Here is an 11,472-nt window from a genome sequence, read left to right as displayed (position 1 = left end):
TCTCTGGCGTTGTTTCAGCGATTTCGCGTTAACGGCAAGCTCGAAGAACTTTTATCAATTATTAAGGTGATACTCTCTCAAAAAGCGGGTACTTGCGAAGCCGCGGCCCTGCGTCTATACTGAAAGCCCTATCTGAGAAGGAGGTCGGTTTTAAGGATGAGCAAGAATCAGCAGTATGTATTGGATTCTCTGTCCGCGCAGGAATCCTGGCGTTTGTTCCGCATCATGGCCGAGACCGCAGACGGCTTTGAAGACCTCAGCGATCTGCCTCCCTGCGTTTCCATCTTCGGTTCCGCACGCGCCACCCCCGACAGCGCTATCTACAAGGATACGGAACGGGTGGCGACCCTCCTTGGTGAAGCCGGTTTCGGCGTCATTACAGGCGGCGGGCCGGGGCTCATGGAAGCCGGCAACAAGGGCGCAAAGAAGGCGGGTGTGCCTTCCGTCGGTCTGCACATCCATCTGCCTATGGAACAGGAGCCGAACAGCTACCTCACCGTGCGCAGCGATTACCGCTATTTCTTCATCCGTAAGCTGATGTTCGTGAAATATTCGGTGGCCTATGTGGTTATGCCCGGCGGCATGGGCACGGTGGACGAGCTTTCGGAAGCCTTCGTTCTGGCGCAGACCCGCCGCATCAAGCCCTTCCCCATCATACTCTACAAGCACAGCTTCTGGGATGGATTCCTGAACTGGCTGAACGAGAGCATGGTGAAGGATGGCTATATCAGGGACGAGGAGCTGAAGCTCTGCACCGTCTGCGATTCTCCCGAAGAGGTTCTCTCCACGATCAGAAGCCGGGTGGTGGTGTAGAACTGTGCGCAACGTTGCTTCCTGCCCCGGCTGCTGGCGGGCATTGCCGGCCTGGGGCCCGGAACCGTCTCCGCCGTCTGGCTGCACCTGGCGGGGACTCATGCGCCGGGCCTTGCGCATGGCCCGGCAGGGGGCGAAAGCCGGAGAAGTTCCCGTCGGAGCGCTGGTGGTCGATGGAGAAGGAAGCGTACTTGCCTTGGCGCATAACGAGACAGAAGCGACGCACGACCCCACGGCCCATGCCGAGATTCTGGCCCTGCGCCGCGCCTGTGCCCGTGTGGGCAATCACCGGCTGGAGGGCTGTGTCCTTGTCGTAACGCTGGAACCCTGCCTGATGTGTACCGGAGCCATTCGGGAAGCCCGCGTCTCCGGCGTGGTGTACGGTGCGTCCGACGCCCGGGCCGGAGCGGTCAGTTCCTGTCTGGAAGGGCTGGATTACGCGCAGACCGGCCAGCCGCCCTGGAGCTATGGAGGCGTGGAGCCTGATGCCTGCGCCGGACTGCTCAGAACGTTTTTTCAATGCCGGCGGCCTCCGGAAACGGGAGAGGCCAGGGGATGAACGTATGTACAACAGTGTTGATGAACTGACGGTGGATTACGAAGAGAACGGCATACTCAAGGTCAAGGAGGTGGACAAGGAGGTTCTCTCCAAAGGCGCCTGGGCTACCGTGCTGTTCCGCTATCAGGAGTGGCAGCCTGATACCGACACCTACGGGCCTGACCGCTACACGATCCGCCGTTATAAAAAAATAGGCGGAGAATACCGCCAGCAGTCAAAATTCACCATTTCCAGCAATGAGCAGGCCCGGCGCATTGCCGATGCTCTTGGGCGCTGGATTGCAGATAGCGAACAGACAGGCGACTGACGCCGGAGCCGGAGAACATCCATGTCTGAAGAGCGCCGCCTCTTTCTTTCCGCAGCCCGTCAGGAACTTCTGCATCAGCTCATGTCCGGCTGGCACAGGCGCGGTGCGGCCCTGCTCCAGATCGGCCTGAGCGCCGGCTTTTCTCCCGAATTTTTCTGGGATGCGGGTTTTGACGTGACAGCGCTCGATCCCTCGCGGGAATGTCTTGAGCAGGCCCGCGCGCAGACGGGTCCTAGAGTGGAGTACCGCCTTGGTTCCGTGGACAGACTTCCCTTTGAGGACGGGGAATTTGACTATGCCGTGCTCATCCATTGCAGCCCGGCGGAAAATCGGGCGAAGCCGGGCTTTGTCCGTCCCGGGGAGACTATCCAGGACGTCCTGCTCGAAGCCCGCCGCGTGGCCTCCCGGGGCATTGTTCTGCTGGACTGGAACCGCTGTTCGCTGTCCGGGGGAAGCATGGCGAGGCGGTCAGAGCGAAGCGGAAGCGGGAAAGACGCAGGCGCCGAAAACGCTTCAGGCCGGCCAGCGAACTTGCCGCGGCGGCAGGAAGGCGTACTTCCGTGGGAACTTTATACCTTGGTGCGCAGGCGTTTTCAGGGATGTGCCATAACGGTTCGTTCTTCTCTGCTTCTGGGCGAAAGCACCTGGCCTGGCGCAGGGCCAAGCATCGGACTAGGATGGGGGGCAGGCGTGCGCCGTCTGCTGCTTTCCGCGAACCTGCACCCTTCTGTTATTCCTCTGGGGGCACTTCTGGGACTGCGCGTGGACTGGATCTCTGTGCCGTTCACGCCTGTGGGTATGCTCCGCTCGGCGGCGGCTTCCCTGTATCAGAAGACGGCCCCTGTGGTTGATGCCCGGCAGGGGCTGCCGCGCACCTGAAAAGAAGCCTGAAACGCCGCTCTTTCCGCAGGAACACGGGAGCGGGCGGCGTTTTCTGAAATCTATGTTCCATTATTTAGTTTACCGTGAAAAAAGTTTGACACGAAACGGTGATAGAGTAGACTGAAGTTTAGGTGTTCTTTGTTTTGCCTGTAAGGAATAGTTATGTGTCAATCGCTTACACTTGTTTTGAATAAGATTATCTGTGGCGACGCCATAGCAGAGATGAAAAAACTGCCCGATAAAAGCATTGATTTGATTGTAACTTCTCCTCCTTATAACCTAAAGAATTCTACTGGTAACGGAATGAAGGACGGCCGTGGTGGAAAATGGCAAAACGCCGCACTTGTCAATGGGTACGCTACTTATGATGATAATATGCCATATGATAAATATATAAAGTGGCAAAGAGATTGTCTTTCAGAAATGATGCGCCTCATTCCAGAGAGTGGTGCTATATTTTATAATCATAAATGGCGTGTACAAAATGGTCTTATTCAAGATAGACGAGAAATAATAGATGGTTTCCCCGTAAGACAAATTATTATTTGGAGACGGAAAGGCGGTATTAACTTCAATGCTGGCTATTTTTTGCCAACTTATGAAGTCATTTATTTGATAGCTAAACCAAAATTTAAGCTTGCTCCGCATGCAAATGCACATGGTGATGTATGGGAATTTATGCAGGAACAAAAAAATGGGCATCCTGCTCCGTTTCCTGTACCGCTGGTTGAACGCATCATATCGAGCACTACTGCACAAATCGTCCTTGATCCGTTTATTGGAAGTGGCACAACTGCTGTAGCTGCAAGAAATCTTCAAAGAGATTTTATAGGAATAGAAATTTCACAAGAATATTGTAAACTGGCAAAAAGGAGACTGACAGAATGTTTAAAGTTAAGACATACACCAAATCAACTCTTATTGATGAATTGAAAGCGATTCGTAACCGTGGTTGGATTCCAAGCAGTAGAAATAAGAAAAACGCCGGAGCTTTAGGAAACACGCTTGAAGATTTGTTAGGCATACAGGAAAATAATCTTCCTTTGCCGAATGCAGCAGAATGGGAACTAAAGACTCAGAGAAAGAATACTGATGCTCTGCTCACGTTGTTTCATATGGAGCCATCACCACGCGCATTAAAAATAGTCCCGTATCTTCTGAATATATATGGATGGCGACATGAACAAGCAGGAAATAAATATCCTGAAACAGAAAGAAGTTTTCGTCAACCCCTCGTATATCGTCAAAAGACAAATAGAGGTTTTTATGTCGATATAGACGATATAAACAAACGAGTCGTCGTAAATTTTTCTTTTAATGATATTGATAAAAGTTTAACAGCATGGAAAAATTCTATTATTAGTAGAGGTGGTATTACGTTGAACGCTTCCTATACTCCTTATTGGGGCTTTAATGATGTTTTTCATAAAGCAGGAATAAAGTTAAGAAACTGTTTTTATATCGTTGCCGATGAGAAAACTATAAACAACCAACTTTATTTTCGCTATTTAGATATAATGATGTTGTCAGGATTCTCGTTAGAAAAATTTATAAATGCGATAAAGGATGGACAGATACTTGTCGATTTTGATGCTCGTACAGGTCATAATCATGGAACAAAGTTCAGAATCAGACCTAAGGCAATACCACAATTGTATGAAAAGGTAATCCAATTTTAATATAATTTTAAGGTTAGAGCATTTGGCCAACAGGACAGTTCCATGAGCAACGATATAGACAATACTAGACTTTTCGTCGAGAAACTGCGTTTAAGTGTTAGTATAAAAACATTTAGACAAAAGTGGATACAATGGCATTTTTCCAAAAAAACTGAAAAAGTTCCGTAGTTGTTTTTAATTTTGAAAAGGTTATAATATTTTTTACAAAAACTGCTTCTTTTGAAGAATGCATCTATTTTCTGTTAAGAAAAAAGAAGTACTTTAAGAAAGGAAAACAGTGGCTAGATATAGAGGGACAGGCTGTTCTTGAAAAACTCATTTGAAGTTCAGTCTTCCGCTTTTTCTGTTTTCTGTTGCGTTTCAGCGAGTTCGTCCTTCGTCTCTTCCTTCTTGTCTTCATCGACAAAGGGGTTGAAGTAGCCGAAGCGCAGGCCCGGGCAGTATTTTTTGAGACGCTTGCGGAAATTGGAAAGCCCCACGGATGGCCCGAAGTCGATGCCCTCCATGAGCTTCAGATAGAGTTCCGGGTCGATGTTCAGGTTGCGGAGCTGGATGAACTGCACACCGCAGGTATTGATGAGTTCCACCAGAGCTTCGATTTCCTCCTCACAGTCGGTGATACCCGGAAAATACAGCAGATTGAGCGACACATACACGCCGCGGGCATGGGCCTCGGCGATGGAGCGCCGCACCTCGGTGAAGGAGAAGCCCTTCGGACGGTAATAGCGCAGGTAGACTTCGTCCCGCGCGCTGTTCATGCTTACGCGCAGAGAGGTGAGTCCGGCCTCGGCGAGTGCTGCCACGGCATCGGGCATGGAGGCATTGGAATTGAGGTTGATGGTGCCTGTTCCGCCGCGTTCGCGGAATTTCCTCACCGTCTCGATGAGCAGGGGAGCTTCCGTGAGAGGTTCGCCTTCGCAGCCCTGCCCGAACGAGTAGATGGGGTGCGGTTCGTTGCCCATGTGGTAGAGCATCATTTCCACCAGTTCGTCGGAGGTCGGTGTGAAGGTCAGCCTGTCCTGAGGCGTGGCGCAGATGGTGGAGTCTTCGTTTTTATGCGAAATGCAGCCCACACAGCGGGCGTTGCAGACCCGCGACGTGGGCATGGGCGCTTCATAGCGGCCGAGGGCAAGATTTTTTGCCGCCGGGCAGCCATAGCGCAGCACACAGTTCTGCATGAGGTGCTGGATGAGCCGGTTCTTCGGGAATCTGGCCATGAGCGCTTTTGCCGCGTGGTTGATCTTTTTCTGCGGAATGCCGGTAAAGATTTGCCGGGGATCTTCGTCCACCTTTTTGGCGCAGACGTAAAAGCGATCGCCGATCATGCCCACGGCGGCGTAGGCGAACAGCGGCAGTGTGGGGGCAGTTTCGTCTGTCACATAGACGGGATGCCCGGTAAGGGTGTGAGCCGGCGCGATAAATGCGGCAACGGCAAGTTCTTCCACTTCAACGGTTTCGCCGGTTTCGGGGTTCAGCCCCACGGCATGTCGTCCGGGAAGGAGAAAGAGTTCACTTTCCGGGGGAAGAGGCATGACTTCGTCGGGGCGGGGAAGCGTCCATTCGTTCCCTTTGCGGCAGAGCATGAGCAGTTCGGGGTCATCGTAGATCTGTCCCTGTGCATCGGCCAGAACCATGCACGGGCGGGGATGGGAGGTAGCCATGTCGCCGTTCCTGCGGGTAAGGGGTGAGCTGTGGAAAGTGAAGGGCCGGAAAACGCTTCAGTTTTTTTCTTCTTCGCCGAGAAAGCGGTTCCACAGGCGGATGGCGGAACCTTCTGATACGGCCCACTGGTTGAGCGCACAGCCGCAGGGGCAGACCACACGCCACAGTTTATGCAACCGTCCAGCGGGCTGGCAGGATTCCAGCTTCTGAGCGTGCCCCTGACAGGACGAGCAGGGGAGAATAGAGGGAAGGTAGGTATCCGGCATGGACAAGGCTCCTCGTTGCGCCGTCAGGTTTCGCGTTGAAAAGAGCCTGACGGGATAGGGGGCATATTAGCGCCGCCTTCTTTTTTTTTCAATACTTGCGCCACGGTGGAAATCATGCTCAGGCCGTTCCTTCCCTTTCACCAGGCACATATTGTCAATCGGTGGCCGCCCATACGAAGCCGCAGCCTTTTCGTCATCGTATCCGGCTCCTTAAAAAGTAACCTGTGGCTGAGATTGGGAGTGGATGAGAAAAGCCGGTTCTTGCGGGGCAGAGGAACGAAAAAAAAGACCCCGCTGCCGGAACAGCGAGGTCGGTTCTGCCTTGCGGCGTTTTTACTTGGTGGGGGTCATCTTGAAGCGATAGATTTCGTGGATTTCTTCCTTATAGCCGGGATACATGCCCTTGCCCATGCCGAGAACGATGCGGGCACCGCGGTTCTGGTGCACAAGGAGGTCGCCGGTGGAAGGATCGACGCAGAGGCCTTCGATCTCACCCTGCTTGATGGTTTCGGTGAAGGTCTTTTCCAGAATGACGGGGGCGCAGCTTCCGGAAGCGATGTCCACGCGGTACAGATGGTCGGGTTCGTTGTCGTCGGCGGTACCGTCGTCGGCGGTCAGGAACAGGGCGCCGTCATAATAGAACATACCCTGCACCCACTGCGGCACGGGCTGCAGATGCACCTTGCGCAGGTAGTTGCCGTCGAGGTCGTATTCATAGAGATAGCGGCCGGATTCTTCGCCCACCCAGGAGCACATCCACACGGAACCCTTCACAGGATCAACGGTGATGCCGGAGGTTTCAAGCTGGCCGGATTCCTCGTTGAAGGGGAAGGTGCGCTTGAACTTCAGGGTGTTGGCGTCATACACGGAGACCTGGATATCCTTGCCCACGCCGTCCATGAAGTTTTCCACGCCGCAGTAGATTTCGCCGTTGTACACGTCGATGTCGCCGAGGTGGTTCACAGCCTTGGTATAGCCGGTTTCAAAGGGCTTGTCGTTCTTGGCGACAAGTTTGCCGCTCATATCGTACTTATACAGAACCTTGCTGCAGCTGACGTAGATATACTTGCCGTCACAGGCGACGCCCTGGCGTCCGTCGACTTTCATCACGTCTTTCAGTTCATAGGTGTACTTGGGAGACATGTTCGGTTCCGGCAGAGCGTTGGCCTGATAGGCCATGCCGAGAACCATGAACGCAGCCGCAGCAGAAACAAAGAGTTTATTCATATACCCTCCTTGGGGGTATTCGGGGAATTTCCGAAATGGAAGGCTCCCCTTTTGTGAATACCGTAAACCAAACGCTGGTGAATGACAATGGGGTCTCGCGCCTTTTGTGTACATTTAACATAAACGCCATATTTTTGTGCGCTGTTTTTGTGGCTTGCGCTGTACTGATACTGAAACACTGCGGAAATAAAGACTTTTCAGGAAGCCGGCCGTCAGAGGCAAGGACGCCCCAGGTTATTGAGGATATGCGCGCTGATGACCGGAGGCAGTCCGCAGACGCGGGGGCGTCCAGCGTCTTGGCAGGACTTGTGCGGCTTATGCCCCGGCCGAAAGAAGCCGGCACGCATCCAGCAGGAACATGACGGCGGGCAGGGAAAGCAGGGAAAGAAGCGTGGAGAGAATGATAATCATGGAAGTTTGAGCCTGGTCAGTGCCGTGGCGTTCACTGATGACATAGGAGATGGTTCCGACAGGCATGGCCGAGGTGAGCGTGCCCGCGGCGAGAACGGTGCCCGAACAGCCTGCCAGCGAGAGGACGCAAAACGTGACGAGGGGGTGAAGGAAGAGCTTGGACAGCGAGACGCCAACGAGGGGCAGAAGCTGAAGATTGCGCAGGCCGGACAGGGAGGACATCTGCGCAGCCAGCACCATGCCCATGCTGAAGAGAGCGCAGGGGGCTGCTGTGGAGCCGAGCATTCGCGTCATGGTCAGCAGGGTTTCCGGTGCCGGCAGATTGAAGGCAGCGAGTCCGATGCTGAGGAACGTTGCCCCGATCGCAGGGTTGCGTGCTACGGTGAGGAACTGGCGGAGAATCAGTCCCCGGCCCGGAGGGGAATGCCGCATATCCAGAAGCGCATCGGTAAGCACGAGAACGCCGGTGTACAGCAGGGCTCCCAGCATGGCCGCCGCCAGCGCCGTGTCGTTCCCCGGGAAGATCGTGAGGATAAAGGGAATCCCCATGAAGGCGGCGTTGGGAAAGACGCAGGTCAGCGTGCGGAGGGCGGACTTTCCTGCATCGTTGCGAAAGACGCGGAACAGCAGGGTATAGAACAGGGCGTAGCAGAGAAACGAGGATCCCAGCGTCCCCCAGAGCAGGGCGCGGATCTCGCCGGTGATGGAAAGGGTACACATCTGGGAGAACAGCAGAGCGGGCAGGCTGATCCAGTACACGAACTGATTCAGGCAGAGGGCCATATCGGAGGCGAAGAAGCGTTTCCGTTCGGCGAGAAAGCCCAGAAGCATGATGCCGAAGAGGATGACGAGTGCGGAACAGACGCCGGACATGGGAACTCCTGCAAGTGAAGAGGCGGTGCGGCAGAGACGGGGCGGTACAGTTCCCGCGTCCTTTGCCGTGGTGCGGAAGATGCGGAAATGCGGGCAGAAACGTTTTTGAAGCCCAGGCTGTTGTGCCCGCGGTAAGGGAAAATATTTGATTCCCAGGAAGGAAAAAGTCAACTGGGGACGGGGGAGAGGGCACCTCAAGTGGGAGATTTCTACGGTTAACCTTTTTGTTGACAGATACACTGTCAATGAATTGTTCAGGAATAAGGCATTCTAACGTTTAATAACCATAGTGAATGAGCCTGCAAGAAAAAATACGAATGACCCCTAGCAAATATAAAAAATAAATAATTTCATTTGGTTATATATTTTTTTGTCTGCATTCATCTTCCAAGATTCAGCATATCACACAGCATATGTCTTCCCTTGTGTTTCAACGATTCTCAAACAGTGTATCTGTCAATGTGATAAAAAGCTGACTGGTCATGACCTATCGGCACATCCGTATCTGCCGATAGCGGATTTAAGTTCCTTTTATGGGGCTTGCAAAAAATTTATTCTTTTGGTGGAGCGCGCAATGAGAAATTTAAATCGGCTTATGGCGTTTTATGATGGACTTTTAAATGGTATAAATTCTGGAAAAGGGTGTATTTATAAAGTTAATTTTGAAATTGATGTAGAAAAATTAAAAAAAATAATTTTAAATATTGATGGATTTATAAATAAATTTGATAGTCATAATGAATTATTTAATACATTTTTTGAATTTTTAAGGAGAATGAAAATAATTATTGGCTATAATAAAGAGTATAATATATTAAAATCATTAAATGAATTTTTAGGTCTGGAGTATCTTAAGAAAACAATGTCTTTTCCGCTTTTATTCTTTACAGAAGAAAAAGAGATAATTTTATATAATTCTATTGATAATAAAGATATTCCATCTTTTTTTTTAAAATTTAATGAGCTTCTTTATCCTGTCATTAACAACAATTTCAAAGTGTATCATTGTGATATTGGTGATTTTTATTATACTATAAAGCATCGTTTAGAAGAAGTTGAAAAGTTTTTTCTCGTCGATAATGGTATATTTATAAAAAATTTAATGGAAAAATTTCCAGATAAAGTTTCAAGAGAATCATTAAAAACATATTTGAATCAAAGATGTATTGGTAAAATACATAGAAATTATGATATTGTTTATCCCGTACAGCCTCCAAAAATAACACAAAATTGGCGTGATGAACGATTATCTATGCAATATAATTTGCCAATTATAAACAGTGTAAGCGAAGTAATTAAACAATGGTTTTATTATGCTACGTATAAATTAGAACAATATGCTATATCTGGAGTTGTGGAAGCCGAAAGGGGAGATGTTGTTATAGATGCGGGAGCATTTGTCGGAGATACAGCAATGTATTTTGCGCAAAAGGTTGGCATGACAGGAAAAGTTTATGCATTTGAGCCAATAAAAAATATAATTTCAATTATGAATAAAAATATTAAAGAAAATAATATGGATTCTATTGTTGAAGCAATTCCATATTCATTATCATATATAAACAAAATACTTTACTTTATTGATAATGGTTCTGATAGTAGTAGTGTTAATTTTGATAATTATACAAACAAATCTGATTTAATGGAAGTCAAAGCTGTTTCTCTTGATAGTTTTGTTCAGGAAAATAATATTCAGAAAGTGGATTTTCTTAAGGCTGATTTAGAGGGTGCAGATGTAGATTTTGTGAAGGGGGCGCTTAAAACTATAGCCAGGGATGCTCCAAAATGCGGATTGACGGTTTATCATAAGCCTGAAGATTTCATAGCTATACCAAAGTTACTTATGTCTGTTAGAGATGATTATGTTTTTTATTTCAGGTGTGAAACTGAACCTGTTCTTTTCGCAAAGAAGAAAGAATAGAGTGGATCGAAGCAGGTGAATTAAATACTGTAGTTATAAACATTCAAAAGGCCTGACAATCGATAAGGATCGACTGTCGGGCTTTTTGTTTCAGGTGAAGTTTTCTTATCACAAAAGCATGGTATTTCTATTTTGCCCATTGCCAAAAAAGGAAAACGTTTTGAAACTGGGGTTGTAGCAGCAGGCATATGTTTATTAAATCTTGGTGTTTTCAGAAAAAGGATAGGTCTGTCTCGACCGTATGAGAGTTCTGGCACGCCAGGAGAGGCGGAATTTGTCCTGAAGTTGAGTAGAGCTGTTATCTGAAAACTTCATCAAAGGTTTTTTTGATGGACATGTCACCCATCATAGAAAAAAGAATGGTGGACAAAACGGCACGGTCAATGAACGCCTTTCCCGTAACTCCTTTGTTGAGGGCCGGGTATTCACACGCTGTCTGCCGGCGCTGGATTCAGCCGCCAGCGAGAGTGACTGCGGATTGAAACAGGATTGTTATGCGATGGTAAATCTAAATGCACAGTGGAAAGCAAGCCGCACACCGCGAGCGCTGCCTGGATGGACCTTCTGAATCCGTGGGCGGCGCGTATCTTGCAGCATACGACTGCACAACGGAAAAGCTGCGATGCTGCTCGATGCTCCCTGTATATTCTTGTGCAAGACGTGAAAGTATGAAGCCTCCCTGTCTGAAGTACTGGCTGCCGGTACAGGCAAAACACGGACAACATGGGCGGGAGGCCATTCTCATCCGGTGTGTCAGGCGGAATGAAAAAGGGGAGTTCTGCAGACTCCCCTTCGTTGGTTAAACGAAACCCCCAGCTAGGCTGGGGGTTCAAAAAAACTTAAAGTTATAAGTATGTTATAAAAACTCCTTT

Annotated in this window: 11 protein-coding genes; 7 read left to right on the top strand and 4 right to left on the bottom strand. The window is 49.6% G+C overall.

The genetic code is table 11. The features are described 5' to 3' along the window. Window positions 1-156 precede the first annotated feature (156 nt). From Q0Z94_RS09720 to Q0Z94_RS09695, 6 genes are all read left to right on the top strand, one after another. Window positions 157-813, top strand: coding sequence for a TIGR00730 family Rossman fold protein (locus Q0Z94_RS09720; protein ID WP_298069204.1), 657 nt, complete (start codon window positions 157-159; stop codon window positions 811-813). Between the two features lie 4 nt (window positions 814-817). Beyond that, window positions 818-1,372 (top strand): nucleoside deaminase, encoded by a 555-nt coding sequence (locus tag Q0Z94_RS09715; protein ID WP_366517609.1) that lies wholly within the window; start codon window positions 818-820, stop codon window positions 1,370-1,372. A 4-nt stretch (window positions 1,373-1,376) separates the two neighbouring features. Next, window positions 1,377-1,679: a hypothetical protein gene (locus tag Q0Z94_RS09710; protein WP_298069202.1), complete on the top strand. Its 303-nt coding sequence runs from the start codon at window positions 1,377-1,379 to the stop codon at window positions 1,677-1,679. 21 nt (window positions 1,680-1,700) lie between these two features. Then, on the top strand, window positions 1,701-2,558 hold the full coding sequence (locus Q0Z94_RS09705; protein ID WP_298069201.1) for a class I SAM-dependent methyltransferase: 858 nt from the start codon (window positions 1,701-1,703) through the stop codon (window positions 2,556-2,558). Window positions 2,559-2,723: 165 nt separating this feature from the next. Beyond that, window positions 2,724-3,494, top strand: coding sequence for a site-specific DNA-methyltransferase (locus tag Q0Z94_RS09700; RefSeq protein ID WP_298069199.1), 771 nt, complete (start codon window positions 2,724-2,726; stop codon window positions 3,492-3,494). Continuing rightward, on the top strand, window positions 3,446-4,240 hold the full coding sequence (locus Q0Z94_RS09695) for an MvaI/BcnI family restriction endonuclease (RefSeq protein WP_298069197.1): 795 nt from the start codon (window positions 3,446-3,448) through the stop codon (window positions 4,238-4,240). Before Q0Z94_RS09700 ends, Q0Z94_RS09695 begins: the two co-directional genes overlap by 49 nt. Window positions 4,241-4,566: 326 nt before the next feature. On the opposite strand, the gene Q0Z94_RS09690 is transcribed toward Q0Z94_RS09695, so the two are convergent. From Q0Z94_RS09690 to Q0Z94_RS09675, 4 genes are all read right to left on the bottom strand, one after another. Next, window positions 4,567-5,901: a radical SAM protein gene (locus Q0Z94_RS09690; protein ID WP_298069195.1), complete on the bottom strand. Its 1,335-nt coding sequence runs from the start codon at window positions 5,899-5,901 to the stop codon at window positions 4,567-4,569. A gap of 57 nt (window positions 5,902-5,958) precedes the next feature. Continuing rightward, entirely contained in the window at window positions 5,959-6,168 is a 210-nt protein-coding gene (locus tag Q0Z94_RS09685) for a serine acetyltransferase (RefSeq protein WP_298069193.1), read from the bottom strand. 333 nt (window positions 6,169-6,501) lie between these two features. Beyond that, window positions 6,502-7,395 (bottom strand): hypothetical protein, encoded by an 894-nt coding sequence (locus Q0Z94_RS09680; RefSeq protein WP_298069191.1) that lies wholly within the window; start codon window positions 7,393-7,395, stop codon window positions 6,502-6,504. A gap of 315 nt (window positions 7,396-7,710) precedes the next feature. Then, window positions 7,711-8,679 carry an AEC family transporter gene (locus tag Q0Z94_RS09675; protein ID WP_298069189.1) on the bottom strand — a complete coding sequence of 323 codons (969 nt, stop codon included), beginning with the start codon at window positions 8,677-8,679 and terminating at the stop codon, window positions 7,711-7,713. 574 nt (window positions 8,680-9,253) lie between these two features. Between Q0Z94_RS09675 and Q0Z94_RS09670 the strand changes: the two genes are divergently transcribed. Then, entirely contained in the window at window positions 9,254-10,600 is a 1,347-nt protein-coding gene (locus Q0Z94_RS09670; protein WP_298069187.1) for an FkbM family methyltransferase, read from the top strand. Window positions 10,601-11,472 lie beyond the last annotated feature (872 nt).

The sequence above is a fragment of the uncultured Mailhella sp. genome (assembly GCF_947631555.1).
GTDB lineage: Bacteria > Desulfobacterota > Desulfovibrionia > Desulfovibrionales > Desulfovibrionaceae > Mailhella.
Note: the sequence above shows the minus strand (reverse complement) of the source record. Positions and strands in the feature narration are given on the sequence as shown.